The sequence below is a fragment of the Cloacibacterium rupense genome (genome assembly GCF_014645495.1).
GTDB classification, from domain to species: Bacteria; Bacteroidota; Bacteroidia; order Flavobacteriales; family Weeksellaceae; genus Cloacibacterium; species Cloacibacterium rupense.
This window is the reverse complement of the sequence record NZ_BMLV01000006.1, coordinates 187,824-214,328: the sequence shown is the minus strand read 5'-3', so window position 1 is coordinate 214,328 and position 26,505 is coordinate 187,824. Positions and strand designations below refer to the sequence as shown.

Sequence of the window (26,505 nt, the reverse complement as noted above, 5' to 3'; positions counted from 1 at the left end):
AGATGAAGAATTTACAATACATATTCTATCTTCTTTTTTCCGTAATTTCTTACGGACAAGTTACCCTTATGACAGATGTAAATGTGAAGGATGCTAAAATGAATGAACCTATAGTTCTTACCATAGTACAAGAAGTTGTGGGTGAAAATATGATTCAGCAAACTCCTTTGCAGTTGATGGACATGTCAAAATTCGATGTAGTAGGTAATGCTTCAGAACAAAACACATTTATCGACCAAAAAAGAGGAATAAGAGTTAATCAAATTGTTTACCAATTCTACTTAATGCCAAAAGTTTCAGGTAAGGTAAAGATAGGTTCAGCATTGCTTACCGTGAATGGGAAAATATATAAATCAGAACCATTTGATATTAATATAAAAGAAAATTTTAAAAATGTAGAGGCAGATTATCTAGCCAAAGATGTATTTTTAAATCTAGAAGTAGAAGACAAAACTGTCTATGAAAACCAACCTACAATAGCTGTTTTAAGAGCCTATAGTAAGAATTTTGATAATTTTAGGAAATTAGAAAATATAAAATTTTCGACTCAGGAAAATGCGGTTATAAGACCTATCAGTTACAAGAAATTAGATATTGAAACCGAGGAAGAAGGAGAATACTCTTCACAAGTGATTGCAACTTTTGTTATTTTTCCAGAAAAAGCAGGTAATGTAGAAATAGAGCCTGTCTCTGCTATGGTTAAAAATTCAGATTTGAATAAAATTGTATCTAATAAAGTAAAACTCAGTGTTAAAAATTTACCAGAAGGTTCGCCAGAAGGTTTTAAAAATGCCGTAGGTAATTTTGATGTAAGTATCCAAACTCTAAATAAGCTACAAAAAGTTGAAATAAATAAGCCAATCAATGTTTTAGTGAAAATTGCAGGACAAGGAAATCTAGACGTAGAAAAACTACCAAAACTTATAGAGTCTGCAGAGTATAGTTTTTTTAAACCTAAAATTACTACTAAATTAATGACCAATAAGAATGGAGTAAAAGGAGTAGTTGCGGCTAACTATATTTTAATTCCTAAAAAAGAAGGTCAAATTTCTATAGATTTAGAGCGTTTTTCTTTCTTTGATCCTATTCTGAAAAAATACATAGACTTAGGAATTAGAACCTTAAAATTAGATGTCTTAACCCCTGAACAAATTGCTGAGCAAAAGTCTACACTAGACGTTGTAGATGATTATACTAAAAATGTAATAGAAACAGTCCCGCTTCCTGTAGTGGAGAAGAAGAGTAACTCTATGAGTTATTCATTCAATTGGATTAATTTATTATTAAACTTAGCACTATTTTTGGGTGGTGCATTCATATTATATTATATTATTAATAAAAGAAGACAGAAAGCAGAATTGGCAGATCTACCATTGAAGCCTATTACAACAATAGCTGAGGAAGAAGAAAAATTAAAAAAAGAAATGAAATCTGATTTTTCTGTTCATTTTGAATATTTGAAAACTATAAAAAACAACAATGATTTTTCAGAATTCTTTAAAATTTATGAAGAACTACATCACGATGTAGAATTGTATGTTGAAAATAGGAATAAAGTAAATCTCAAAACTTTTTTACAAAATACCCAAGGAAGGCAATTTCTAGAGGAATTTAAAGACCTTCAAAGATTAATGTCGATAGAAAAGTACGCTCCAATACATGACCAAGAGCATATAGATGAGCTATATGATCGTATTATTAAGATTTATTCTGAAATTGTGAATTAATAAAAAATTATTCATATTTTTGCAGAATTAATAAAAAATAATTATGCTTGAAGCTTTTTCTATAAAAGAAACAATGACCAGTTTTATGGTTTTATTTGCGGTAATAGACATTCTAGGTTCAGTGCCTATTATTGTAAGCCTTAGAAAACAATTCGGACACATAGATTCTGAAAGGGCTTCTATAGTATCTGGTGGATTGATGATTGTGTTTCTTTTCTTAGGAGATAAAATGCTGAAATTTATTGGGATAGATGTCAACTCATTTGCCATAGCAGGGGCGTTAGTTATTTTTATTATCGCATTAGAAATGATTTTGGGAATAGAAATTCACAAAGTTGAAAATGTAAAAGCAGCATCTATTGTTCCTATTGCTTTTCCTTTGGTTGCAGGTGCAGGAACCCTGACTACTACACTCTCACTAAGAGCAGAGTTTCATGTAGTGAATATTATTTTAGGGATTTTACTTAATACTATATTAGTATATATCGTTTTGAAATCTGCTAATTTCATTGAAGAAAAAATAGGTGATGCGTCTCTAATGATTCTAAAAAAAGTTTTCGGAATTATTCTTTTAGCTATTTCTATTAAATTATTTACTGCTAATTTTGCCCAGTTATTTTCTAATTATGTTCATTTTTAAAAGCATTAAAATTTTAAATCTCAAAAAGTATTCATTATGACAACCTTTTATAAAGTTTTTTTAGTATTATTCATTCTATTTATTGCCATTAATATATATGCTGTAGATTGGAATCTGGGGATTTTACATCAAGAAAATAATAAGTTTTTATTTTCTATAGTAGCCGCAATTGTAGGCCTTTTGGTTACTTTTGTAATGAATACATGGAGAAAATTATCTGAGAAAAAGTAAAATTTCTAATTATAGATAAGATGATTTAGAATGGCCTGAGATTTAAGTTCTGTTTCTTGCCATTCCTTTTCTAGATTACTCTTTGTGGTGATACCTCCTCCAGCAAATGCTATGATACAATTGTTGAAGATTTTGGCACACCTTAAATTTACGAAATAATAGATGTCTTCTTCAGTTTCTATTTTTATATATCCTGCATAGAACTCTCTGTTGTAATTTTCTATCTCCATGATTTTTTGTTTACAGAAATTTTTAGGTATACCACAAACGGCAGGAGTAGGGTGCAGTTCTTTGATTAGATTTTCTAGATTTTCTATTTCTAACTCTGCTGAGAAATCGGTTCTTAAGTGTTTTATATTTCCGCTGGTATGTGTGTAGGTTTCAGAAACTTTTACTTCACTAGAAAACCGCTTTAGTTTGTCTAAAATATAATCACTTACAGGTTTTTGCTCTTCTATTTCTTTGTCACTCCATTCTTCGTTAAGGGGTAAAGTTCCAGCCAAACTCATAGTGAAAAAATTTCCCGATTTTTTATTGAATTTTCCTAAAATTTCAGGGGTAGCTCCCATCCAAATTTCATCATCGGTAATCAAGAGATAAGAGAGTGTGTTGTTATATTTTTCACAAATATTCTTAAATGAAGCTTCAAGGTTTAAATTAGATATTTCTTTTTTTATAGGCCTAGAAATCACCAATTTGGCGAGAGAGTTTTCTCTGATTGTTTCTATGGCTTTTTCTAATTCTTGAAGGTAATTTTCGTGATTTGGGAAATTTTCTAGGCCTTTAGACTCAGGTAATGAGAGAGTTTCTTTAAAAAAAAATTCAAAATCATTTGCATCTAAAGTTTCTAAACTTTGTGTTTTAATTTCTAGCTTTTTGTCCCCTAAAAAACTAGTAAATTCTACTAAATTTTCACCAGAATTTTGAAGATTTGCAGAAATGAAATTTTCTGCAAAGGGTAATCTGCAAATGAATTTCATTACTTTTCTATGGTATGATTAATAACCATGTTTGTCATGGTACAATGGCAAATAAGACTGGCTTTTTCGTCTTTTATTTCAATTTCTAAAAAATGTAAGGTCTGACCTTTTCTTTTGATTTTTGCAGTTCCAGTTACTATTCCTTCAGTTTTACTTTTTAGATGGTTGGCATTAATAGAAGTACCTATAGCAGCCTTACCATCAGGAATAACTAAAATGTTTGATAAGCAAGAACCTAAACTTTCAGCAAAAGCAATACTAGCACCACCATGTAACATTTTCAATGGTTGATGTACTCTTGAGTTCACAGGCATTGTTCCTACCAGATAATCGTCTCCTAACTCTGTGAAAACGATTTTTAGAGTTTCCATTAGAGTGTCTTTGTTCCATTGATTAAGTAAAGTCAATTTTTCTGTGTTTGTCATAATCAATTAAAAATTCAAAAATTAAGATTCTAAAATTAATCTGCAGTTTCTAAATTCTAATAAATCTTAGGATTCCATTTTTCAGGATATTTGGCAGATATTTTTTTATAATACTCTTCTAATTCTTGCATAATGCTTTCGAAACTTCTTGTTTCTAATTCTTCTACTGAAATTTTCTTACCAAGATACATTGTTTTGTGTTTGAAATCACCTGCTGCTAAGACAATTGGGACTTTGGCTTCCATTGCCATATTATAAAAACCTTTTCTCCATTTTGGCACCCAACTTCTGGTTCCTTCAGGAGTGATAACTAGAGAAAAATCATCTTTCTTAAATTCATCAACCACAAATTTCACTAAATTATTTCTCTGCGAACGATCAATGCCTATTCCACCAAGTCCTTTGATGATAAATCCGTACCAAGCCTTGGTGTGTGCATCTTTTATTATCACTTTTAGCTTTTTGTCAAGAACCCAATAGGCAAGATTTCCTAAGATATATTCTTCATTCGCCGTATGTGGTGCTACTACTAATATACAACGGTCTAAATTGCTCGCAGGGCCTTCTAAAACAATTTTCCAACCCCAAACCCAAAGAACAAATTTTGCAATGATTTTTTTGATAAACTTCATATTTTTTCTGATTTATAAACAAAAACAAGTAACCTTACAAAAGGCTACTTGCAAATATAATTAATATTGTTTAATACTCTTTTAAAAAAGATTGCTTATGAAATCCATTACTTTGATAACGATTTCTATTACTAATTGTATCATGGCTTATATTGTGTTTTTAATTATTCTTTATTTTGTTGCTAAATTATCAACTTAAATTCAGAAACTAGTTATCTTAAATGTTAAATTTTTCTAAAATTATAATTAATTTTATCTATTAATTATTATGTTAAAAAGAATAAAATCAGTTCATTTAAGATTTTTGATTAAAAAAATAAAAATTTGTTTTGTGTTTTTAGCTATCTTTTTCTAATTAAAGGCTACCGAATTTAGAAAATTCATCTGCCTTCGGCAGCCATTCTAAACTAGAACTATTTATTTGTTTTAATCTTAATTTTAGAACCATTTTCGTCTATGGATATGTCTAGATTTTTAAGGTCTTTAATATCATTAAATTGATTATGGTTTTTCAGGTCTCTTTTAATAATGCTGTCAGCTGTTGATTTTGGATACTTTTTTCCGTTGATAATTACGCTATCTGCATCATTAGAATTGTATTCTATAGAAGTACCGTTGATATTAATTTTACCATTTTCTATGTTTACTTCGCTATCATTATCGTCATTGTTATCTTTTTCATTATCGCCATACGTATTTACTTTATCTTTAGGGTCTAGAACAACTATTTTATTTGGAACCACCAATTCATAGTCTATCCTATAATCTCTAAATCTTTGTGTATATGGATAACTAATGAAATTCGGTAAGAAAATTTTGTTTCCCTGTACTTCTACAGGTGCCGCCATATTAAGAGGTTGGTTATAGCCATCTGCAGATTTTTTGATGATGAGATATGGGGTTTTTACATCATCTCTTCTGGTGATTTTTACATCTGGATAATCTTCATCAAAAACTGTTTTTTTGTCAGAAAAAATATCATCATTATATGCGGTAAAATTAGCAGGGATAGCTACTTGTTTTTGGTCAAGGATAATGGTATCAGAAGTTGTATTGATTGCAATTTCTTCCGTTTCTTCTTTGTTGCCTTGATAAATCATTTTATTTTTTGCAAAGTTTACTCCGAAGAAAGTAGCCAATCCTAACCAAAGTAGTGTAAGTACTCCAATTACGTATCCGAAGTTTCTCAATCTGGTTTTTGGTGAGAATAGTTTGATACTGATTAATGTAAAAATAATGGCAGGAATTAATATCGTTAGTATTGAAATCACGATAAGAATAGTACTCATTCCGCCTTCATCAAAAAAGTAATTGAACATGGTTGCGCCTGGAAATGATGGATTGCCAAACAAACCGAATAAAGCAAAAGTTCCGATGATAAAACCGAATGCCATCAGTGCAAAAATTCCACCGAAAACTACTCTTAAGAACGTTGCAAAACCGTTTCCAGCATCTGCTACATAATGTTTGTTTTCTTGGTAAAGTTGCCCAACTCTTTGTGTAGATTCATTGGCAAATTGTACAATTTTGTTAGATTCATTTTTTAAATTGTCAAAATTGGCAGGTTTGCCTTTCATTTTTAAGAAATCACTTGCAGAATTAGCTACCGGAATTACCAACCAAAGAATAGGGTAGAGTAATAATCCAAAACCTTTTGCAAAGATTAAGATGATGAAAATAAGTCTTACCCAAACTTTGTCTATCCCGAAGTAGTGGCCTAATCCGCCAGATACACCTCCTAAGATTTTTCCTTCAGGATCACGGAATAGTTGTTTCTGACCAGAGAAAGCTCTTGGTCTTTCTGTTTTTTCAGAGTAGTAAGCTTGCTCTTGTTCTTCTATTACTTCTGGTTTACCTATTTGTGCAATAACTTTTTCTACATCTTCATCATTTACCACTTCTCTTTTGTCCATGGTTTCTCTTAGAATTTCTACAATTCTAATTTCTATATCGTGCATTACTTCATCTGCTTCGGCAGCGTCTAGTGAACTGCGTAGTGCGCTGAGGTAGTCACTCAGTTTTATATAAGCGTGTTCTTCTATTACAAAAGAAAAACCGGCTAGTCCTATTGATAATGTCTTGTTCATAGTTTAGTTTTTAAGAATTTTTGGTGATTTGATTTACGGATTCTGTGAGTTCATTCCAAGTATTTAATAATTCTGAAAGAAAAGTTTTACCTTTTTCGGTGATTTGATAATACTTTCTGGGTGGTCCACTGGTAGATTCTTCCCATCGATAGGCTAAGAATTCTCCGTTTTTTAATCGAGTAAGCAGAGGATATAGTGTTCCTTCTACTACATCTAGTTTTCCTTTTTTAAGTTCATCTATCAAGTCAGAAACGTACATTTCTTTATTGTTGATAAGACTTAAAATACAGAACTCTAGAATTCCTTTTCGCATTTGCGCTTTGGTGTTTTCGGTGTTCATTTGTCTTAATATTTTAAATTTGGTTAAGAGTTTGATTAATTAATCTTCAGTTTTTAGAATTTTTTTCGCGTCCGAAAAATCTATTCTTTATTTTATATTACAAAGATATGTATAATTTTTAGTATTATGCAATACAAAGTAGTAAAATAAAATTTTTTTATTGTTTTGTAGATTCAGAATGATAGATAATCGTACCTTTTGGAATGATTAACCATAAGATGAAGTAGGCCATAACGACCATAAAGGTTGAAATTCCAGCAGAAAATATTCCAAAGAATGCTAGGAAAAACCAAACCACTCTTATTAAGGAGGTATCTAAACCGAAATATCTTCCTAATCCTGCGCATACTCCAGCTATTCTTCTGTTGTCGGCATCACGAAACAATCTCGTTCTACAACCAGTGTAATATTGATGTCCGTTGTCTTGATAAGTTTTCATATTGTTTATTTTTAAAATTTGTTATACAAAGATATGTAATAAATTTAGTATTATGCAATACAAAGTACCATAAAAATTTAAAATTTTAATTAAAGTGTTGATTATCAATGATAAAAATTTCAATCAACTCTTTTATGAAATATATCATCTTTATAATGTAACATCTGTTACTGTGTATTTTTATAAACTAGGGTAATTTTGTCCCATTAAAAAAAGATACCAAATGAAGATATTAATTGTAGGAGGAGTAGCTGGCGGAGCTACAGCAGCAACCAGATTAAGAAGACTTTCTGAAGAAAATGAAGTCATTATTTTTGAAAAAGGACAATATGTAAGTTTTGCCAATTGTGGTTTGCCTTATCATATTAGTGGGACTATTGATAAGAGAGATGCTCTTTTATTGCAAACTCCAGAATCATTAAAAGAAAGATATAATCTAGACGTAAGGGTTTTTACAGAAGTGATGTCCATTTATACAGATGAGAAGAAAGTTTCTGTTAAGAATCTTAAAACTGGCGAAATCTATATGGAAAGTTATGACAAACTTTTACTTTCACCAGGTGCAGAACCTATAAAACCACCTTTTGAAGGAATAAATTCTGAAAAAATCTACACCCTCAGAAATATTCCTGATATGGATAAAATTGTAGCGAAAACTAAAAATGCACAAAATTTTGTAGTTGTAGGTGGTGGTTTCATTGGTCTAGAAGTAGCTGAAAACTTGATAGAAGCAGGTAAAAATGTAAAATTGGTAGAATTAGGGAATCAAGTAATGGCACCAGTAGATTTTGATATTGCTAGTTTTGTTCACGAAAAAGCTAAACAAAAAAATCTAGAACTTTTATTAAATGTAGGCGTAGAAAAATTCAATGATAAAGGCGAAGCCATCGAAGTTTTCCTCAACAACGGAACTTCACTAGAAACCGATGCCGTAATTTTGGCTATCGGTGTAAAACCTGAAACCAAATTGGCAGTAGAAGCAGGTTTAGAAATTGGCGAAACTCGTGGGATTTTGGTTAATGAATTCATGCAAACTTCTAATCCAGATATTTACGCAGTTGGCGACGCAATAGAAGTGGCTCATTACATCAATAATAAAAAAGTATTGATTCCTTTAGCTTGGCCAGCCAACAGACAAGGCAGAATTGTAGCAGATAATATGGTTCTTGGTAATCAATATAAATATACAGGAAGTCTTGGTTCATCAATTTTGAAATTTTTTGAACTTTCTGTAGCTTCTACAGGACTGAATGAAAAGACTTTAAAACGTTTCGGAGTTCCTTATAAAACGGCTATTGTAACCAGAGGACACCATGCAGGTTATTATCCTGGAGCAAAAAATATGGTGTTGAAACTAATTTTTGACGAAAACGGAAAAATCTTCGGTGCTCAAGCAGTTGGTGAAGCAGGAGTTGACAAAAGAATCGATGTTATCGCAACGGCCATCAAAGGAAATCTCACGGTTTATGATTTACCTGAAATAGAGATAACTTATGCTCCGCCTTATAATTCTGCTAAAGACCCTGTAAACATCGCAGGTTATGCTGCAGAAAATATCTTGAAAGGTGATTTAGAAATGGTAAATTATGATGAGTTTTGGGATTTTGTGAAAGAAAACAATGCCGTAATTCTAGACGTGAGAACTTCTAAAGAATTTTCAGGAGGCGCAATTGAAGGGGCGGTAAATATCAATGTAGATGATTTGCGAGAAAATCTAGAAAATCTTGATAAAAATAAGGTGTATGCCATCTATTGCCAAGTAGGTTTACGAGGTTATTTAGCCAATAGAATTATGAAAAATAATGGTTTTAAAGCAGTGAACCTAAACGGTGGATATAATCTTTGGTCAAAAGTAAATTAATCATAGTTTTAATTTTATTATATTTAAAAAGCAGTTTGATGACTCAAACTGCTTTTTTTAGTATTATTCTAAATAAAAATTAATAAAATATGATATAAATAGGATTCTTTAGTCTTATTTATTATGCATTAATTAATAAATTTGTTTTTAAATTTTTTTGAAATGAATTTTATAAAGACAGATTTAACCAAATTGGCCAATTTAGGTCATAGCAAGGGAACTGGCTCTGTGAGGAAAAGTAGACCAGAATACGTGCACTTTTTTCCTCCTTGTAACAGTGCTTGTCCAGCTGGCGAAAACATTCAAGAATGGCTTTCTCTAGCTCAAGATGGTAAAACAGAAGACGCATGGAGAAAACTCACCGAGCAAAATCCATTGCCTGCAATTCACGGTAGGGTTTGTTATCATCCTTGCGAAAGTTCTTGCAACAGAAAAGATTTGGATTCTTCTGTAAGTATTCATGCTGTAGAAAGATTTCTTGGTGACGAAGCACTAAAAAATGATTGGCAATACACGCCAGTTACTTTTTCAAGTGGAAAGAAAATTATGATTGTTGGGGCGGGCCCATCTGGACTTTCCGCAGCATATCACCTCAGAAAATTAGGTCACGAAGTCACAATTTTCGAAGCAGGACCTGTAGCTGGTGGAATGATGAATTTCGGGATTCCTGCGTACAGAATGCCTAGAAACATTCTTCAGGCTGAAATCAAAAAAATTGAAAATTTCGGTGTCAAAATTATTCTTAATTATAAAGTAGAAGACATTCTCAAAGAAAAAGAAAATGGTGGTTTCGATGCGGTTTTTGTAGCCATCGGAGCGCATTTAGCCAAAAAAGTAAATATTCCTGCTCAAGAAGCTAGTAAAATCCTAGATGCGGTTTCTTTCTTAAAAGATGCTGATGAAAACAGCGATAATAAGCCACTTCTCGGTAGAAGAGTCGCTATTTATGGTGGAGGAAATACCGCTATGGATGCAGCCAGAACTGCCAAAAGATTAGGAGCAGATGAAGCCATGATTATCTACAGAAGAGACCGTGAACATATGCCTGCTCATGAATTTGAAGCAGACGAAGCATTAAGTGAAGGCGTAAAAATCCATTGGTTGAGTTCAATTAAAAATATGGAAACGTCTTCTATCACTGTAGAAAAAATGCAAGTTGTTGACGGAAAAGCCGTTCCTACTGGCGAGTATGAAACTTTGGAAGCGGATTCATTAATTCTAGCTCTCGGACAAGAAGCAGATACCGATTTCTTAAAACATATTGAAGGAATCACTTTCAAAGAAGATGGAACAACCGTTGAGGTAAATCCATCAATGATGACCGGTTATCCCGGAATTTTCGCCGGCGGAGATATGGTTCCAAGTGAAAGAACGGTAACGATTGCTACAGGTCATGGTAAAAAAGCCGCCAGAAATATTGATGCTTGGCTCAGAAATTCTACTTACGAAAAACCGGCCAACAATCCATTGGTTACCATCGAAAAACTTCAAATATGGTTCAAAACTAATGCCGAAAAGAAAGCTCAGCAACATTTAGAAATTGAAAAAGCAGTAGAAACTTTTGACGAAATTGTAGCAGGTTACACCACAGAAGAAGCGGTTTATGAAGCACAACGTTGTCTTTCTTGCGGAAATTGTTTCGAGTGCGATAGTTGTTACGGAGCGTGTCCAGAAGGTGCAATTTCAAAAAATGGAAAAGGAGAAGGTTACACCATCAATTATGATTTGTGTACCGGTTGTGGCGTTTGCGCAGAACAATGTCCTTGTCACGCTTTAGATATGGTTTTAGAACATTAAAGAAATCTAAATTTTTAAAATTATTTGGGCAGCTTTTCCGCCTTCCGCTCCCAATCTTTTTTTTCCAGCGCTTTTTCCAGCGCCAAAAAAAGGATTTCCGCTCAAGTCGGGCTGCAAGCAAACGTTATCAAAACCTGGAAAAGGTTAGAATAAAATATCATTCATCAATCATCATTTATCAATTATGAATAAAAATCCAATCATAGCAACCATCGACGGCAACGAAGCTGCGGCTTACATCGCGTACCGAGTAAACGAAGTTTGCGCCATTTATCCTATCACTCCTTCTTCCACAATGGCAGAATTGGCAGACGAATGGGCTTCTAAAGGAATTAAAAATATCTGGGGAAATGTTCCCGAAATTATAGAAATGCAAAGTGAAGGCGGTGCAGCAGGTACTGTTCACGGTTCACTTCAAGCTGGTGCATTAACCACAACTTTCACGGCTTCACAAGGTTTAATGTTGATGCTTCCTAATATGTACAAAATTGCGGGCGAACTTACAAGTGCAGTTTTTCACGTGGCAGCACGTTCTTTGGCAGCGCAAGCTTTGTCGATTTTTGGTGACCATCAAGATGTAATGGCGGCCAGAACTACAGGTTTTGCGATGCTTTCTTCTGCAAGTGTTCAAGAAGCGCATGATATGGCGCTCATTGCCCAAGCTACTACTTTGAGAGCGAGAATTCCTTTTATTCATTTCTTTGACGGTTTCAGGACTTCTCACGAAGTGAATAAAATTAATCTTTTAAATGATGACCAAATTCGTGCAATGATTGATGATGAATTGGTGATTGCACACAGAAATAGAAGTTTAAATCCTGATAAACCTTTCGTAAGAGGAACTGCTCAGAATCCTGATGTTTATTTCCAAGGAAGAGAAACTTCTAATCCTTTTTATGCTAAAATTCCTACCATTTTAAAGGAAGAAATGCAGAAATTCTCTGAAATTTCAGGAAGAAATTATGCTCCTGTAACCTATTACGGGCATCCTGAAGCTCAAAATATCATCGTAATTATGGGTTCTGGATTAGAAACCGTAATTCCAACTTCAAAATTTCTCAATGAAAATGGAGAGAAAACGGGTGTTCTTAAAATTTCATTATTCAGACCTTTCCCAAGTGAAGATTTTATTTCGGTTTTACCAAAATCAGTGAAAAAAATCGCTGTTTTAGACAGAACTAAAGAACCAGGAAGTAATGGTGAACCGATGTATCAAGATGTTTTGGTTTGTCTTACAGAAGCGCTTACCAATGGAACTTTAGATAAAATGCCTAAAATTATTGGTGGTAGATACGGACTTTCGTCTAAAGAATTTACACCAGCAATGGTGAAAGCAGTTTACGATAATTTGAAATCTGAAAATTCTAAAAACCATTTTACAGTCGGGATTATAGATGATGTAAGTTTTACCAGTATTGATATAGATTATAATTTTAAATTAGATGATTCTGGATGGAACCAAGCTCTATTTTTCGGTTTGGGAGCTGATGGAACGGTTGGTGCGAATAAAAATTCCATTAAAATTATTGGCGAAAACACCGAGCTTTCTGCACAAGGTTATTTCGTTTATGATTCTAAAAAATCTGGAGCGAAAACCGTTTCTCACCTTCGTTTTGGGCACGAACCGATTGAAGCGCCGTATTTAATTTCAAAAGCAGATTTTATCGCTTGTCATTTCTTCAAATTTTTAGAAAATGAAGATATGCTCAGTTTTGCAAAAGATGGAGCTAAATTTTTATTGAATTCACCTTATTCTAAAGACGAAGTTTGGGATCAATTACCACACCGAGTTCAAGAACAATTAATTGAAAAAAATATTAGATTTTTTGTGATTGATGCCAATGAAGTTGCCGAAAAAACAGGAATGCGAGGTAGAATTAATACCATTATGCAAACTTGTTTCTTTGAACTTTCTGGAGTTTTGCCAGAGGAAGAAGCTATTAAGCAAATCAAAAAAGCAATTGAAAAAACGTACATCAAAAAAGGACAAGCTATAGTTGATAAAAACTTTGAAGCTGTTGATCAAACCTTAGCCAATTTATTTGAAGTTAATATTCCAGATGCAGTAACCGCCGAAAAAGGAGAGGAGCAAACCATCGACGAAAATGCACCAGATTTTGTAAAAAATATTACCTACAAAATGATGATTGGCAAAGGTGATGAATTGCCTGTAAGTGCCATTCCTGCTGATGGAACTTATCCTAATGGAACAACTAAATGGGAAAAACGAAATATTTCTGAAAAAGTAGCCCATTGGAACGCAGATATTTGCATACAGTGCGGAAATTGTAGTTTTGTTTGTCCTCATTCTGTGATTCGTTCTAAATTTTATCACAAAGATTTATTAACAGAAGTTCCTGAAGGTTTCCAATCTGCACCAATTAATGCAAGAGGTTTCCCTGAAACTAAGTTCACACTTCAGGTTTACGAAGAAGATTGTACTGGTTGTAAATTGTGTTACGAAGCTTGCCCTGTAATTGATCAGGAAAACGAAGAATTGCGTGCGATTAACATTTTACCAAAAAATCCAGATCTTAAAAAACAGAGAAAAGTGATTTCTTATTTCGAGAAATTGCCAATTCACGAGAAAAATATGGTGAATTATTCCACAGTTCACGGTGTACAATTCTTAGAGCCAATGTTCGAGTTTTCTGGAGCTTGTGCTGGTTGTGGAGAAACCCCTTATATTAAAGTTCTCACTCAACTTTTTGGTGATAGATTAATGGTTGCTAATGCAACTGGTTGTTCATCTATTTTTGGAGGAAATTTACCTACCACACCTTGGAGTTCTAATTCTAAAGGAAAAGGCCCAGCTTGGAGCAATTCTCTCTTCGAAGATAATGCAGAATTTGGATTAGGAATGAGACTTTCTGCGGATAAACAATTGCAATTAGCACATTTCTACGCCGAAAAAATGAAACCAGAATTGGGTGAAGATTTTATCAATGAAATTCTAAATGCACCTCAAAAATTAGAAAGTCAAATCATCAAACAAAGAGAAAGAGTAGAAATTCTAAAAAATAGATTGCAAAATTCTGAAAATCCAGATGCGAAACATCTCTATTCTTTGGCAGACCAATTGGTGCATCGTGCAGTTTGGCTGATTGGTGGTGATGGTTGGGCTTATGATATCGGAAGTGGAGGCTTAGACCACGCACTTTCTACAGGTAGAAATATCAATGTTTTGGTTTTGGATACTGAGGTTTATAGTAATACAGGTGGACAAAGTTCTAAAGCAACGCCAACCGCTGCTTCTGCGAAATTTGCAACTGCAGGAAAACGTGTTGGCAAAAAAGATTTGGCGATGCAAGCCATTTCTTACGGAAATGTTTACGTAGCAACTGTTGCGATGGGTGCCAATCCTCAACAAACATTATTGGCAATGCGTGAAGCGGAAGCTTATGATGGGCCTTCATTAATTCTAGCATACAGTCATTGTATTGCACACGGAATTGATATGGAAAAAGGTTTAAATCAACAAAAAATGGCAGTTTCTAGTGGTTATTGGCCATTGATTAGATTCAATCCGGTGTTGAGAAAAAACAATAAAAATCCGTTTATTTTAGATTCAATTCGTCCGACAATTCCGTTTGAGGAATATGCGTACAACGAATTGCGTTACCGAGTTCTAAAACAAACGCAACCACAAGATGCTGAACATTTAATGAAATTAGCTCAGGAGATTGTGGATTTAAGATGGAAAACGTACGAAGATATGGCTTCACTTGGAGCTGAAAACTTCCAACCGACTTTTTAAATTGAAAGTTGAAAATGAAAACCTCCCGAATTTGGGAGGTTTTTCTAATTTGTAGTATTAAATTTCTTCAATTCAAAATAACATTTTTCACAGACAAGTTTAATTTTTGCGAATTTTTCGGATTCTTCATTCCAACCATCATATTTTTTTCTGACTTCTTCACATTCATTGCACCATGCTTGAAAATCATCATCATCTTCTAAATCCATACCTTCAAAAGTCTCAAAGGCTTCTACAAATCCTTTTGTTTTTTTTAAATCTAAATGCTGGCAAACAAAAGCTGGTTTTGAAACCCCATGATTATTACAGTCAATTTTTTTTTGTTTAAATTTTTTGATTTCATTTGAATTTTTAGAGTCTAAAACATTAATAAGGAGCATGTATTTTTCAAGGTTTTCAGAATTAGCTTTATAGACACCAATTCCACCTGGAGTTTTTAATCCAATTGCTAAAAAATCCCATCCGTCATATTCATCACTTGGAAAAGTACCTTGTGTGAGTTTACTGTATTTATTTTCAATTCCAAAATGTCTAATTTTTAAAGTTTGCTCTTTACTTTTTTCAATAGAAGAATCATTAAACCAGCTCCACATCCAATTTTTGGATTTTAAAGAATAAGTTCCGATTGTAATATATTTGAAAAAAATTTCGTCTTCGCTAGAATTATAAAATCTCAAAATTTCTGTCTCACCGTCAAAAAACCAATTTTCATAAGAATCAATTTTAAAAATTTCCTTAAATTTATTTTGAATAGAAATTAAATTTTGAATTTCAGAATTTGCGAATTTTTCGTAATTAATCATTCTTTTATTTTGATTTTCAAATTTACAAAAAATCCCCACCAATTTCTCGATGAGGATTTGTCAATACAAAAGCTTTATTTTATATAAAAATAATTTGTGTAGCGTCTCCAGCGGCTCTTGTGTAGAAATCTCCTACGGTTAAGATGCCTTCTACTTCTGGGGTTAAATCTTCTTCTTTTAAATCAAACATTTCAAAAGCGAGTTTACATACCCAAAGTCTGCAACCAGAAGCGGATAAAATTTCTAGAAATTCATCAATTGGCGGAATGTCTAGTTTTTCCATTTTAGATTTCATCATTTTGGTAGCGAGAGCTTCCATTCCTGGTAAACCTCCTAACATGGTAGGCATGTGCATGGCAGGATTTCCTACTGTGGCTACATTTATATTTTTTAATCGGCTTTTAATTACAGCATCTAGCCCGAAGAAAGTAAAGAAAATTTCTGACTCCATTCCTTCCATTCTTGCGCCGTTGGCAAGGATAAAACCTGCGTATACACTTTCTAAAGTTCCTTTAGAAATAATCACCATTACTTTTTCTATAGGTTTCAGTGTTTTATCTAAATCTTCTAATGGGTTTTTTAATAATGTGGTTTCCATATATTTAGTTTGTAAGTTCAATGCAAAGGCTCAAATTATTTTATTATTCTTATTCGAAGGCGCAAGCGAAACAATTTTTTACATTTTTTGCGGTGTCAATTTTGCGACTTAAAAGTGATTTTATTTTAAAATATATTTTTGTCTTTGCGTTTAAAAAATTTTAGATACAAGATTTTGGTTTTGGGATTCCGGCTAATCTACTAGAGATTTTTAGTGGTCCTTTTGGGAATAGTTCATAGAATTCTTTAATATCCACTACACCAGATTTACCTACACCTCTTATGGTGAGTGCTACATCTTTTTTCTGTTGGTCTCTTAAATATTCTAAAACTTCGAAATGACGAGCTCCTAAATTTAGGCCATCTTCTTTTGCCATTTCAGTTGCAACTTCGTGGTTCCATTGGTTCATATCGGTCAAGTAACCTTCATTATTTAGTGTTACGGCATGACCAGCATAGGTTTTTTCCATTTTATTATTTATTTGTGGGTTTTTATACGGTGATATCATCTAATTGTTTTCCTGCTTTACTCATTTTTGGGGTTACGAAAGGGATTTTTCTTGCAGGGAGTAGCATATTCCAATACACCCATCGGAAAGCCATTTTTCCGAAATGATTGAAAGCGCTTTCTTCTAATAAATTCAGTGGGCCAATGCCAGCAAAAGGGAATTTTCCTTTTACGGGTTCTACGTCATAATTAAAATCAATTAATAAAGCTTTTCCTTTTCCGGTTTCTATGAAGCAGTTGGCATGTCCATCAAAATCAGGTTTTAGAGGTTTACCTTCTATATATTTTAAGATGTTTTCAGTTAAAATTTCTGCTTGGAAGTGGGCTACAGAACCTGCTTTAGATGCAGGTACGTTGGTTGCATCTCCAATTACAAAGATATTTTCTTTTACTTTACTTTGAAGCGTGTGTTTGTCTGTAGGAACAAAATTAAGGTCATCACCAAATCCAGAACGAAGAATGCAATCATCTCCCATATTGGTAGGTACAGTTACTAAGAGGTCAAAATCTACTTCTTCTCCACCGTAATCAAACATTTTTCCGTTTTCTCCTTCTATGTGTTCTACAGCAAAATCAGGAACAATTTTTATGTTTTTTTCTTGCAGAAGATAATTAAGTGTTTCTGTAGTTTTTGGTTTAGTAAAAGCACCAGAAAGTGGAGTTACATAAGAAATTTCTACTTTGTCTCTTATTCCTCTTTTGGTAAAGAAGTCGTCTGCTAAAAATGCAAATTCTAGAGGTGCAACTGGGCATTTTATAGGCATTTCTGTAATGTGAACTACTAGTTTTCCGCCAGGCCAAGTTTCTAGTTTTTTTGCAAGAGCGCAACTTCCTTCGAAGGTGTAAAAATCGAAAATATTTTTATACCAGGTGTCACCTTTCATTCCAGGTATTTCTTCAGGAGCTGTTTTGCAGCCTGTAGCTATAATCAGAATATCATATTTTATTGTGTTTCCGTTTTTTAACAAGACAGAATCTGTTTCGTTATCAATCTTGTTTATTTCTTCTTTTACCAATTTTACTCCTTTAGGAATGAATTCATCGATTGTTTTTTTTACGTCTTCAGGTTGATAAGTTCCAAATGGAATAAACAAAAATCCCGGTTGATAGTAGTGAGATTTGAACTGATCTACAATGGTAATTTGCCATTGACTCTTTGGAAGTGCTTTTATGAGGTGATTTGCCATCATAGTGCCTGCAGTTCCAGCGCCTAGTATTACTAGATTTTTCATTGTTTTTTATTTTTTATGTAACAAAAGTTACATAATGGTTGTTATTTTATAGTAAAATTACGCTCAAAAATGGTAATAATTTAAAATAATGATATGATATTTGTTATATTTTTTAAAAATAATTCTATTTTTTTATAAATATTATAATTGAAAATCTCCATTTTATTGATAAAAATTACCATAAATATGGTTTAAAAAAAAGCCTACTCGAACTGAGTAGGCTTTACTTAAACAAAATTGGATTATAAATTTGCTATAGGATTTATATTTATGGTAAGAATGAGTACCCCTTTTTAAGTTTCCATAGGAAGTACTTTTCAAGAATAATTTTATTAATATCAAACAGTACATTTGGAAGCATAATGGCAAATTTTCTTGGTTTGAATAATGTATCACTGAAGATGATAACTTCTTTTTTACCAGCATCCATTATACAAAGTCCTGTGATTTTTCCCCATGGTTTTTCAACCAATTTGGTTTTTCCTTTGATGGTTCTTATGATGTTTTCTGCTACTATTTTTCCGGTTTCATCACTTGGGTATCCCGTTTTAGGAATAGTGAAAGGAATATCTGTACCAGAGAATGGCGCTTGTACATTAACTGCTAAACCAGCTCCCCAGATATTTTTAATTTTTTCGTGTCTATAGTTGTCTAAAATCGGGATGAAATTATTAGGAGGAGTCTCTAGTTTAGGTGAATTAGCTACAAAATCTACTCCGATAAATGGAGGCATCAACATAGTGAAATTAGATTTTATTTCTTGACCATTAGAAAGAACAATTCTATCTTCCAAGGCTTCTTTCACACCTACATTAGTAACATATTTGATATTAAACATATCCATGAATTTCTTTAGCATAGCTTCTCCTAGTGGCATTCCGTCTATTCCAAAGTGACCAAGATATGGCTCAGGAGTAATCCAATATAAATCTACTTTTTTACGAATGTTTTCCTCTCTTAGCCATTTTTCAACATTGAATAAAAATTCATAAGCAGCACCCATACAGCCAGCATTTTGTGTAGCACCAATTACTATAGGCCCTGGATTTCTTTTAAATTCTTCTAATTTTTCTCTGGTATGCATTGCTCCCGGAGGCGTTCCTATGTAACAAGTGTTTTCTTTTACACCTGGTGCAATGTCAAAATTTACTTTTGGTCCTGTAGCGATAATCAAATGGTCATATTCATAAACACCTTTTTCGCAATATACTTTATTTTCGTCTGGTTCTACTTTTATAGCGGTGTCAAGGACAAATTTCACTCCTTTTTTCTCTAAAACAGGTCTTCTAGGAACGATAATTTCGTTTACCTCTCTTCTTTTTATAGGGACCCAAATTAATGATGGGATATAAACAAAGTTTTCATTTCGGTCAATTAAAGTTACTTCTACTTGGTCCTTTAATTTTCTTTTAAGTTCTAAAGCGGCTGTTGCTCCAGCAAAATTACCACCAACTACTAAGATTTTCATATTCTTATTATTTATTAATTATAGTTAAAAATTATTTTTTAAAATTTTATAATTGATTTTGATGGTACAAAATTAAGAATGTCAAAATCGGATAAATGTAACTTTTATTACACAGAGGTTATGATATTTGTCAATATTCATATTTTTCAGATAAAAGTTACCATTCTTTTATATTTCATTTTCGTAAGTGTGATGTACATTTTAGAATATTTCTAAATTTGCAAAATGATTTTAGAGAAAGAAATAGATTTTATCCTCGCGATAGATGCACTTAAAAACGTAAACCGAAGAAATTTTAATTATGACAACTCGAGAAGAGAAAATACGGCAGAACATAGTTGGCAAGTTGTAGTTTTTGCACAAATTCTCTATCCTTATGCCAGAAATAGTGAAAAAATAGATTTAGGAAAAGTCATAAAAATGCTTTCTATTCATGATGTGGTAGAAATAGATGCTGGCGATACTTTCTTTTATGACGAAAAAGCCAACGAAGGTAAATTTGAAAGAGAACTAGCTTCAGCAAAGAGAATTTTCGGGATTTTAAATGAGCCGTTGCAATCAGAATTTCTCAATCTTTGGTTAGAATTTGAAGCAGGAGAAACGGAAGATGCCATTTTTGCCAATGCAGTGGATAGAATGATTCCTTTTACTTTAAATTGTTTTAATAATGGACAAAGTTGGACCGAAGCCAATGTAACCTTCGAGAAAGTAAAACAACTTCTTCGTCCTAAAATAGAACGGGCATCTCAAGACATGGCAGATACATTTGATGTTTTGATAAAGAAAGCTTTTGATGAAGGGAAGTTGATTTAAGATTTATTGTATTGCTAAAAACCAAATTTATTCGCATCTCAAATTTTATATCCTTTCCAATTCATCTTGTGAAATCTGCGTCTTAAAAAGTCCATAGTTTACGGTTACTTTTCCGTTTTTGTGAATGGTTTCTATGGTGCCAACTGACGTAGAACCTGCAATTCTTACTCGTTGACCAACTTTCATCCAAACTGCACGTTCTTTCTTGGTTTTTTCTTCCAATTTTTGGTTGGTTTCCGCAATCTGAACTTGTATGTTTTCTTTTTTGAGTTGTTGCTCTACTTTTCGTTTGGTGACTTTCAATTTCTCGGATTCAGTTTTATCAGAACCCAGTTTTCGGAATTTCTCTTGCTCCAAAATCTTTACAAAATCTTTTACGATGTCTTTTCTAGATTTTCCTTTCAAATAACCATCAATAAAGGTTTCTATCTTATTCCCGAACTGTAATTTTCGGTGCTCTTCTTCGTATAATTTCTGGAAATTATAGAGCTTTTGTTGAAGCTGTTCGTTTAGTTTTTGCAAGTTTTCTCGCTTATCTTCTACGGATTCTTTTTGTTCGGCAAGATTGGTTTTCAGTTTTTCAACTTCAAATTTTTCTTGTTGAAGTTTCACAATGGTTTTATCTAAATTCACCACATCTTTTTCCACTTTTGCGCGAGCATTTTTAATGATAAACCTAGGGATTCTATTCTTTTCTGCCACTTCAAAAGTAAAAGAACTTCCAGCTTGTCCAACCTCCAATTTATACAAAGGTTCGAGTGAATATTCATCAAAAAGCATTGCTGCGTTCGTAGCATTTGGCAATTGTTCTACCACCAATTTGATGTTGGTGTAATGCGTGGTGATAATGGCAAAAGATTTTTTTTCATAGAAAAATTCTAGAAAACTTTCTGCTAAAGCACCACCTAATTCTGGATCAGAACCTGTACCAAATTCATCAATTAAAAGCAAGGTATTATCATCTGCTTCTCTGATGATTCCCGACATTTTTTTGAGTCGAGAACTGTATGTAGAAAGGTGATTTTCAATGGATTGATTGTCACCAATATCCGTTCTTATTTTTTTGAAAAAGAACATTTCAGATTTCGGGTGAACTGGCACTAAAATCCCGCTCTGAATCATCAATTGAAGTAAACCAACCGTTTTCAGCGTGATGGATTTTCCACCAGCATTTGGCCCAGAAATACACAAAATTCGGTTGTGTTCCGTCAATGTCAAAGTTTGTGGATAAATTTCCTTTTTTTCTTCTTTATTTCTGAGCAAAAGCAAAGGGTGAAAAGCATTCACCAACCTCATCGTTTTATGACGATTGATTTTTGGCAAAATTCCGCCCACTTTTTCTGCAAATTTGGCTTTGGCTCTCGTGATATCTAAATCGAAAATATAATGTTGATATTCTTCTAATTCAGGAGCGAAAATGGCAATTTCTGCGGTGAGTTTTCGCAAAATTTTATCAATTTCTTTCTTTTCTTCTTCTTCTGCTTCACGAAGTTTGAATTGATGCTTCGAGACACTTTCTGGTTGAATATACGTAATAGAACCCGTTTTAGAAACGCCTAAAACTCTACCGGGAACTCGTTTTTTGAAGCCAGATTTTACAGCGAGAACTCTTTGGTCGTCAATTACCGTTTCTTTAATTTCATCTAAAAAATCGGTGGAAGAAAGGTGAGAAAGCGTTTTGCTAAAATTCTCTTGAATGTGTTTTTTAGCGTGCTGAATTTCGGTTCTTAACGTTTTTAAAACTGGAGAAGCTTCGGATTTTACTTCGCCAAAACGATTAAAAACTTTGTCGATTTTGTCAATAATTTCTTTTTTAAATTCCAATTTCTGAACTTCTTCCAACAAAATAGGGAAGGTTTCAGCGAAAGTAGGGAAGAATTTCTGCAATTTCCCGATTTGTTCGGTAAGGTTTTTAATCTTGATAAAAGCAGCGTTTTCTAACCTGAAATTTTCGATTTGCATCACCTTCAGTTCTGCTTCTATATCTTCGTATTCACTAAACGGAATGGCGTTTGAACTCTCGAAACTGGTGAGAAATTCCGAAGTTTTTTTCAAAGAAATTTCGGCTTCATCTATTTTCAATAATTTCAGATGAAGGATTTTGTCTGCCACTTTTGGCGAAAACGCATAAGGAGAAATTTCCGCGAGTAATTTCGGGAATTCTAATTCTTGTAAATTTTCTTTGGTTACTTGCACGGTGCAAAGATAATGTAAAGTCGTTGAATTGTAAAGTTGTAAAATTATTCTGATGTTTTTTGTAAATTTGAGGAAATGATATTATGAACTTGTTGGGTATTTAGCTCACATTAATTTTCAATTAGTTCAGACTTTTGTTTAAGAAGAAAGATTGAGGTGATGAATTATCGGAAAAGAATTAATTAGTGATAACTTTTTCATACACTATCCATACTTCATCTATACTTGAACTATACATGAACCATATAGAGGTAATATGAAAAAACTAATAATGATTTTAACATTTTTGAGTTTGGTTTCTTGTAAAAAAGATGTTCTAAAAACTGAAATAAAAAAAGAAAAAGTACCAGAAACAGAAGTTTGGGTAAGTAAAAATCAAAAATTTTTAGACCAATTTAAAACTGTAGATTTTGATACGCTTAAAGTATATTCTGGAGAAGAAATTTATAATGAAAAATTCGAATTTTTTGGTAAAAAAATTGATAGTTCAGATGTGAAATTATTTCCTGAACAATATAATGCTTTTGATAATGGCAAAATAGAAACGTATGCCGTTTATAAGTTCAATATAGATGAAAATAATTTAGGTTTAATTGCTAGAACTCCCTCAGAGTATTGGCCAACATCTTTAAAGCTTTTTGTTTACAATAAAAGTCAAGAAAGAATTATAGATTTTATAGAAATTGCTGAAAGTTGGGGAGATGCAGGTGATGTTCTCACCAAAAAATCTTGGATTTATAAAGCTAAAAATAATCAACTAAATTGCTTTCTTTGGAGGTATTATGCGCACGATGATAGTATGGATGAAGATAATGAAACACCAAGTTTTATGGAAAATCATTATTTTCTTTTACAATTCTATAATGGAAAATTTGATACCATTAGTAAAAACAATAAGCAATTAGAAAAACAATTTTCTAAAATTATTAAGAAAGAAAGTTTGTAGTTTTTTGCAAAAAAATGCAACTTTACAACTCAGCAACTTTACAACAAATCATGACTTGGACAGAAATCCTTACCCCGATAAAAAATACAGAATATTTCCAGAATCTTTGGGAAAAAGTAAAAGAAGAGTATAAAACATCGAAATGCTTCCCACCGAAAAATCAGATTTTCAGAGCAATTGAACTCACGGCTTTTGAAGATGTAGAAGTGGTAATTATCGGTCAAGATCCGTATCATAATGATTTTCAGGCGAATGGTTTGTGTTTTTCGGTTTCTGATTTGGTAAAAGCTCCGCCTTCTCTCAAAAATATTTTTACCGAACTTAAAGACGATTTAGGAATTGAAAAAAACAGTAACGAATTAGATTCTTGGGCAAGACAAGGTGTTTTATTGTTGAATGCTACTTTAACTGTTCGTGCGCATGAACCCAATTCTCACAAAGATTTGGGTTGGGAAAAATTTACAGATTTCATCATCAAAGAAATTTCTGAAAAAAAAGAAAATGTAGTTTTTGTTTTGTGGGGTGCTTTTGCTCAAAAAAAAGCTTCCCTGATTGATGAGACGAAGCATTTTATTATTCAATCTGCGCATCCTTCTCCGTTTTCGGTTTACAGAGGTTTCTATGGAAGCAGACCGTTTTCTAAAATTAATGATTACCTGAAATTAAAGGGCAAAAAGCCTATAGATTGGTAAGTTATTCGATTTTTAAATCAATTACATATTTTCCTTTTAATTTTTCGAAACCGATTTGTGTAGAATTAGAAGGATAAATATGGGTAAGTGTGAATTTTTTGCCTTGAAAAACGAAGGAATTTTTATTGTCTTGAGTGGAAACGGTAAATTTTCTAGGTCTAGAATGCAAACTCATGACTTCTACTTCTACCGTAGCAAAACCAGCGGTGACACAACGCGCATTCATGGGACATCTGCTATCTTCTATGGTTTTAACAAAAGTAATATTTAACTTATTTTCTTCCGAAAAAATATTTTGTTTTTCTACCAATCTCACCGTTCCGTTTTCTGGTTTTTCGGTAGGGTAGGTGCTGTTTACGGTTTCTGAACTGGTGGTTGGCATTTTCGAATCATTAGTTTTATTTTGTGAAGCACATTGAATGAAGATAAGCGAAGAAATTGCCAATAACAATATTTTAGATTTCATAATTTTTTATTTTGTAAATATATCTATTAAAACGACCAAAAACATTGCCAAACCAACTAGAAAATTAAATCCAGTACCGTAAATAAATCCTATGAAAGCACCTTTGGTTGCATTGAAGGCTTTTTTCTTATCTGCTCTATCGTGTATAAGTTCTCCTAAAAAAACACCGAGAAGCATCCCGATAATAAAACCTATTGGTGGGAAAAACAATCCGATGATGGTGCCCAAAAATCCACCGATTTTACCATGTCTACTTCCACCGTATTTGGCGGTAGTTTTTATCGGAATAACATAGTTTAGGATTAAAGAAACTAGTGTTAAAATAGCAAATAATAGCACGTATATGATAGAAAATTCTGGGTTTCCGAGGAATTTATACAATAAAACTCCAGCAAAACTAAGCAATAATCCGGGTAAGATTGGGAGGATAGTACCTGCAATTCCTACAACAATGAGAATGATGGAAATTAATGTAAAAGTTAATTGCTCCATTGATGAATTTTTTTAAATATTTGGTATAAAATTAATAAATAAACACAATTGCCAATCATATTTTTTATTTTTGTAGAAAATTAAAGCAAAATGGGATTTTTCAAAACTTGGAGTTATAAGATAAGTGAATTTGTCAATCAATACATCACAGATGATTTGAATTTACCCTTTACCATAGGTGCCAAACTCCTATTTTTGGTTCTTACTTTTTTGGTGGTAGACATTATTTCTGTCTTCTTTTGGAAATATTTTTCTAGAATTTTGGTCAAAATTTTAGGAGGTAAATCCATTTTAAAAGAAATCTACAAACAGAAAACATGGCGTTCTATTGCTCATTTTTTCTCTTTACTGTTTTGTTTTTTTATTTATGAAGATATATTTGGGCCTAGACATCCTAGAACCAATCTCTATACTGAAAGAATGATTATTTTTGGCCAAGTCATTGTTTTTGCCGTTTTAGTCTATCGATTGATCAAAGCTGTAGAAATTTATTACGAACAAAACCAAGACCGCTACAGAATTACTGCTATAAAAGCCATTTCAGAGTCATTAAGGATTTTCGGAATTGTGATTTTTACGCTCATTGGGATTTTTGTGATTTTTGGCATTGGTTTGCAAACCGTCATTGGAGTTTTGGGAGCCGTTACTGCCGTCGTTCTTTTGGTTTTCAGGGATACTATTTTAGGATTTGTAACGGGAATTCACGTTTCTACCTCTAAAAACCTAAAAATTGGCGATTGGATTGGGATTCCTAAATACAATATAGAAGGTAATATAATGGATATCAATCTATTAACTACTAAAATTCAAAATTTCGATAAGACTTTTTCTACCATTCCTACTTATGATTTAATGAGTACAGAAATTAGAAATCATCAAATTATGTACGAAGGTAGCAGCCGAAGAATCAAACGTTCTATTTATTTCAATATCAAGTCTTTTACCTTTGTAGACGAAGAGTTTTACAATAAAGTGAAAGACATCAACCTTATTTCTGAATATCTCGACCGAAAATTAAAAGAAATCGCAGAATCTAAAAAGGGAATTCCGCATTCTGAACGGTTGATTAATGGTCAACAATTGACCAATATCGGACTATTTAGAAATTATGTACTCAATTTTTTAAAAAATAACCCTAAAATAGACCAAGACGAAATTATTTTGGTGAGACAGTTAGAAATTACGCCTCAAGGTTTGCCTTTAGAAATCTATTGTTTTGCCAACAAAGCAGAATTGGTAGACTACGAAAGAATTCAGGCAGATATTTTCGACCATATTCTCACCGCTGCCAAAGAATTTGACTTAGAAGTAATGCAAGTCGCAAAATTATAAAAGGCCAATAAAGGCAGTTGTCAAAAATCATTTATCAATTATCA

At 32.8% G+C, this 26,505-nt stretch carries 24 protein-coding genes; 10 read left to right on the top strand and 14 right to left on the bottom strand.

Annotation, left to right across the window (positions count from 1 at the left end; translation table 11 throughout):
- Window positions 1-2 precede the first annotated feature (2 nt).
- From IEW40_RS12820 to IEW40_RS12810, 3 genes are read left to right on the top strand one after another with little or no spacing between them, the layout of a single operon-like run.
- The gene (locus IEW40_RS12820; RefSeq protein ID WP_188618504.1) at window positions 3-1,727 is read left to right on the top strand and encodes a BatD family protein; all 1,725 of its coding nucleotides are present in this window, start codon (window positions 3-5) and stop codon (window positions 1,725-1,727) included.
- Window positions 1,728-1,770: 43 nt separating this feature from the next.
- A complete protein-coding gene (locus IEW40_RS12815; protein WP_373283810.1) occupies window positions 1,771-2,367 on the top strand; it encodes a MarC family protein in 597 nt (198 codons plus the stop codon).
- A 36-nt stretch (window positions 2,368-2,403) separates the two neighbouring features.
- Window positions 2,404-2,598, top strand: coding sequence for a hypothetical protein (locus IEW40_RS12810; protein WP_188618503.1), 195 nt, complete (start codon window positions 2,404-2,406; stop codon window positions 2,596-2,598).
- 5 nt (window positions 2,599-2,603) lie between these two features.
- On the opposite strand, the gene IEW40_RS12805 is transcribed toward IEW40_RS12810, so the two are convergent.
- The 6 genes from IEW40_RS12805 to IEW40_RS12780 form a co-directional block, all read right to left on the bottom strand.
- Window positions 2,604-3,578 (bottom strand): chorismate-binding protein, encoded by a 975-nt coding sequence (locus tag IEW40_RS12805; RefSeq protein WP_188618502.1) that lies wholly within the window; start codon window positions 3,576-3,578, stop codon window positions 2,604-2,606.
- A complete protein-coding gene (locus IEW40_RS12800) occupies window positions 3,578-4,003 on the bottom strand; it encodes a PaaI family thioesterase (RefSeq protein WP_188618501.1) in 426 nt (141 codons plus the stop codon). The genes IEW40_RS12805 and IEW40_RS12800 overlap by 1 nt, the downstream gene beginning before the upstream one ends.
- Window positions 4,004-4,059: 56 nt before the next feature.
- The gene (locus IEW40_RS12795; protein ID WP_188618569.1) at window positions 4,060-4,626 is read right to left on the bottom strand and encodes a 1-acyl-sn-glycerol-3-phosphate acyltransferase; all 567 of its coding nucleotides are present in this window, start codon (window positions 4,624-4,626) and stop codon (window positions 4,060-4,062) included.
- A 422-nt stretch (window positions 4,627-5,048) separates the two neighbouring features.
- On the bottom strand, window positions 5,049-6,722 hold the full coding sequence (locus IEW40_RS12790; protein ID WP_188618500.1) for a PspC domain-containing protein: 1,674 nt from the start codon (window positions 6,720-6,722) through the stop codon (window positions 5,049-5,051).
- Window positions 6,723-6,732: 10 nt separating this feature from the next.
- Entirely contained in the window at window positions 6,733-7,062 is a 330-nt protein-coding gene (locus tag IEW40_RS12785; protein WP_188618499.1) for a PadR family transcriptional regulator, read from the bottom strand.
- 157 nt (window positions 7,063-7,219) lie between these two features.
- Window positions 7,220-7,501 carry a PspC domain-containing protein gene (locus IEW40_RS12780; RefSeq protein ID WP_188618498.1) on the bottom strand — a complete coding sequence of 94 codons (282 nt, stop codon included), beginning with the start codon at window positions 7,499-7,501 and terminating at the stop codon, window positions 7,220-7,222.
- Between the two features lie 223 nt (window positions 7,502-7,724).
- Here IEW40_RS12780 and IEW40_RS12775 point away from each other — a divergent pair, with 223 nt between their 5' ends.
- The 3 genes from IEW40_RS12775 to nifJ all read left to right on the top strand — a co-directional run bounded on the left by IEW40_RS12775 (window position 7,725) and on the right by nifJ (window position 14,916).
- Window positions 7,725-9,362, top strand: a complete 1,638-nt coding sequence (locus IEW40_RS12775) for an FAD-dependent oxidoreductase (protein WP_188618497.1) — start codon at window positions 7,725-7,727, stop codon at window positions 9,360-9,362.
- A gap of 162 nt (window positions 9,363-9,524) precedes the next feature.
- A complete protein-coding gene (locus IEW40_RS12770) occupies window positions 9,525-11,159 on the top strand; it encodes an NAD(P)-binding protein (RefSeq protein WP_188618496.1) in 1,635 nt (544 codons plus the stop codon).
- 184 nt (window positions 11,160-11,343) lie between these two features.
- The gene (gene nifJ / locus IEW40_RS12765; RefSeq protein ID WP_188618495.1) at window positions 11,344-14,916 is read left to right on the top strand and encodes a pyruvate:ferredoxin (flavodoxin) oxidoreductase; all 3,573 of its coding nucleotides are present in this window, start codon (window positions 11,344-11,346) and stop codon (window positions 14,914-14,916) included.
- A gap of 44 nt (window positions 14,917-14,960) precedes the next feature.
- Here the strand turns inward: nifJ and IEW40_RS12760 are convergent, their stop codons facing one another.
- The 5 genes from IEW40_RS12760 to IEW40_RS12740 all read right to left on the bottom strand — a co-directional run bounded on the left by IEW40_RS12760 (window position 14,961) and on the right by IEW40_RS12740 (window position 19,524).
- Entirely contained in the window at window positions 14,961-15,719 is a 759-nt protein-coding gene (locus IEW40_RS12760; RefSeq protein ID WP_229663452.1) for a DUF6882 domain-containing protein, read from the bottom strand.
- Between the two features lie 79 nt (window positions 15,720-15,798).
- Window positions 15,799-16,317, bottom strand: a complete 519-nt coding sequence (locus IEW40_RS12755; RefSeq protein WP_188618494.1) for a DsrE/DsrF/DrsH-like family protein — start codon at window positions 16,315-16,317, stop codon at window positions 15,799-15,801.
- Between the two features lie 160 nt (window positions 16,318-16,477).
- Entirely contained in the window at window positions 16,478-16,786 is a 309-nt protein-coding gene (locus IEW40_RS12750) for a TusE/DsrC/DsvC family sulfur relay protein (protein ID WP_188618493.1), read from the bottom strand.
- 22 nt (window positions 16,787-16,808) lie between these two features.
- Window positions 16,809-18,056, bottom strand: coding sequence for a type III sulfide quinone reductase, selenoprotein subtype (gene sqr, locus IEW40_RS12745; protein WP_188618492.1), 1,248 nt, complete (start codon window positions 18,054-18,056; stop codon window positions 16,809-16,811).
- A 268-nt stretch (window positions 18,057-18,324) separates the two neighbouring features.
- Complete coding sequence (locus IEW40_RS12740; RefSeq protein WP_188618491.1) at window positions 18,325-19,524, bottom strand: NAD(P)/FAD-dependent oxidoreductase; 1,200 nt, start codon at window positions 19,522-19,524, stop codon at window positions 18,325-18,327.
- 225 nt (window positions 19,525-19,749) lie between these two features.
- Between IEW40_RS12740 and IEW40_RS12735 the strand changes: the two genes are divergently transcribed.
- Window positions 19,750-20,337 (top strand): HD domain-containing protein, encoded by a 588-nt coding sequence (locus IEW40_RS12735; RefSeq protein ID WP_188618490.1) that lies wholly within the window; start codon window positions 19,750-19,752, stop codon window positions 20,335-20,337.
- Between the two features lie 45 nt (window positions 20,338-20,382).
- On the opposite strand, the gene IEW40_RS12730 is transcribed toward IEW40_RS12735, so the two are convergent.
- Window positions 20,383-22,533: an endonuclease MutS2 gene (locus tag IEW40_RS12730; RefSeq protein WP_188618489.1), complete on the bottom strand. Its 2,151-nt coding sequence runs from the start codon at window positions 22,531-22,533 to the stop codon at window positions 20,383-20,385.
- Window positions 22,534-22,804: 271 nt separating this feature from the next.
- Between IEW40_RS12730 and IEW40_RS12725 the strand changes: the two genes are divergently transcribed.
- Window positions 22,805-23,479, top strand: coding sequence for a hypothetical protein (locus tag IEW40_RS12725; protein ID WP_188618488.1), 675 nt, complete (start codon window positions 22,805-22,807; stop codon window positions 23,477-23,479).
- 14 nt (window positions 23,480-23,493) lie between these two features.
- On the top strand, window positions 23,494-24,171 hold the full coding sequence (locus IEW40_RS12720) for a uracil-DNA glycosylase (RefSeq protein ID WP_262891259.1): 678 nt from the start codon (window positions 23,494-23,496) through the stop codon (window positions 24,169-24,171).
- A gap of 1 nt (window position 24,172) precedes the next feature.
- Here the strand turns inward: IEW40_RS12720 and IEW40_RS12715 are convergent, their stop codons facing one another.
- Both IEW40_RS12715 and IEW40_RS12710 read right to left on the bottom strand, forming a co-directional pair.
- Complete coding sequence (locus IEW40_RS12715; protein WP_188618487.1) at window positions 24,173-24,637, bottom strand: hypothetical protein; 465 nt, start codon at window positions 24,635-24,637, stop codon at window positions 24,173-24,175.
- Between the two features lie 6 nt (window positions 24,638-24,643).
- Window positions 24,644-25,129: a DUF456 domain-containing protein gene (locus IEW40_RS12710; protein ID WP_188618486.1), complete on the bottom strand. Its 486-nt coding sequence runs from the start codon at window positions 25,127-25,129 to the stop codon at window positions 24,644-24,646.
- Window positions 25,130-25,219: 90 nt separating this feature from the next.
- Between IEW40_RS12710 and IEW40_RS12705 the strand changes: the two genes are divergently transcribed.
- Entirely contained in the window at window positions 25,220-26,461 is a 1,242-nt protein-coding gene (locus IEW40_RS12705; RefSeq protein ID WP_188618485.1) for a mechanosensitive ion channel family protein, read from the top strand.
- Window positions 26,462-26,505: the final 44 nt, after the last annotated feature.

Coding starts and splice junctions, on each gene's coding strand:
- IEW40_RS12820 (WP_188618504.1), top strand. CDS start 3: ATGAAGAATTTACAATACATATTCTATCTTCTTTTTTCCGTAATTTCT.
- IEW40_RS12815 (WP_373283810.1), top strand. CDS start 1,771: ATGCTTGAAGCTTTTTCTATAAAAGAAACAATGACCAGTTTTATGGTT.
- IEW40_RS12810 (WP_188618503.1), top strand. CDS start 2,404: ATGACAACCTTTTATAAAGTTTTTTTAGTATTATTCATTCTATTTATT.
- IEW40_RS12805 (WP_188618502.1), bottom strand. CDS start 3,578: ATGAAATTCATTTGCAGATTACCCTTTGCAGAAAATTTCATTTCTGCA.
- IEW40_RS12800 (WP_188618501.1), bottom strand. CDS start 4,003: ATGACAAACACAGAAAAATTGACTTTACTTAATCAATGGAACAAAGAC.
- IEW40_RS12790 (WP_188618500.1), bottom strand. CDS start 6,722: ATGAACAAGACATTATCAATAGGACTAGCCGGTTTTTCTTTTGTAATA.
- IEW40_RS12785 (WP_188618499.1), bottom strand. CDS start 7,062: ATGAACACCGAAAACACCAAAGCGCAAATGCGAAAAGGAATTCTAGAG.
- IEW40_RS12780 (WP_188618498.1), bottom strand. CDS start 7,501: ATGAAAACTTATCAAGACAACGGACATCAATATTACACTGGTTGTAGA.
- IEW40_RS12775 (WP_188618497.1), top strand. CDS start 7,725: ATGAAGATATTAATTGTAGGAGGAGTAGCTGGCGGAGCTACAGCAGCA.
- IEW40_RS12770 (WP_188618496.1), top strand. CDS start 9,525: ATGAATTTTATAAAGACAGATTTAACCAAATTGGCCAATTTAGGTCAT.
- nifJ (WP_188618495.1), top strand. CDS start 11,344: ATGAATAAAAATCCAATCATAGCAACCATCGACGGCAACGAAGCTGCG.
- IEW40_RS12760 (WP_229663452.1), bottom strand. CDS start 15,719: ATGATTAATTACGAAAAATTCGCAAATTCTGAAATTCAAAATTTAATT.
- IEW40_RS12755 (WP_188618494.1), bottom strand. CDS start 16,317: ATGGAAACCACATTATTAAAAAACCCATTAGAAGATTTAGATAAAACA.
- IEW40_RS12750 (WP_188618493.1), bottom strand. CDS start 16,786: ATGGAAAAAACCTATGCTGGTCATGCCGTAACACTAAATAATGAAGGT.
- sqr (WP_188618492.1), bottom strand. CDS start 18,056: ATGAAAAATCTAGTAATACTAGGCGCTGGAACTGCAGGCACTATGATG.
- IEW40_RS12740 (WP_188618491.1), bottom strand. CDS start 19,524: ATGAAAATCTTAGTAGTTGGTGGTAATTTTGCTGGAGCAACAGCCGCT.
- IEW40_RS12735 (WP_188618490.1), top strand. CDS start 19,750: ATGATTTTAGAGAAAGAAATAGATTTTATCCTCGCGATAGATGCACTT.
- IEW40_RS12725 (WP_188618488.1), top strand. CDS start 22,805: ATGATTTTAACATTTTTGAGTTTGGTTTCTTGTAAAAAAGATGTTCTA.
- IEW40_RS12720 (WP_262891259.1), top strand. CDS start 23,494: ATGCAACTTTACAACTCAGCAACTTTACAACAAATCATGACTTGGACA.
- IEW40_RS12715 (WP_188618487.1), bottom strand. CDS start 24,637: ATGAAATCTAAAATATTGTTATTGGCAATTTCTTCGCTTATCTTCATT.
- IEW40_RS12710 (WP_188618486.1), bottom strand. CDS start 25,129: ATGGAGCAATTAACTTTTACATTAATTTCCATCATTCTCATTGTTGTA.
- IEW40_RS12705 (WP_188618485.1), top strand. CDS start 25,220: ATGGGATTTTTCAAAACTTGGAGTTATAAGATAAGTGAATTTGTCAAT.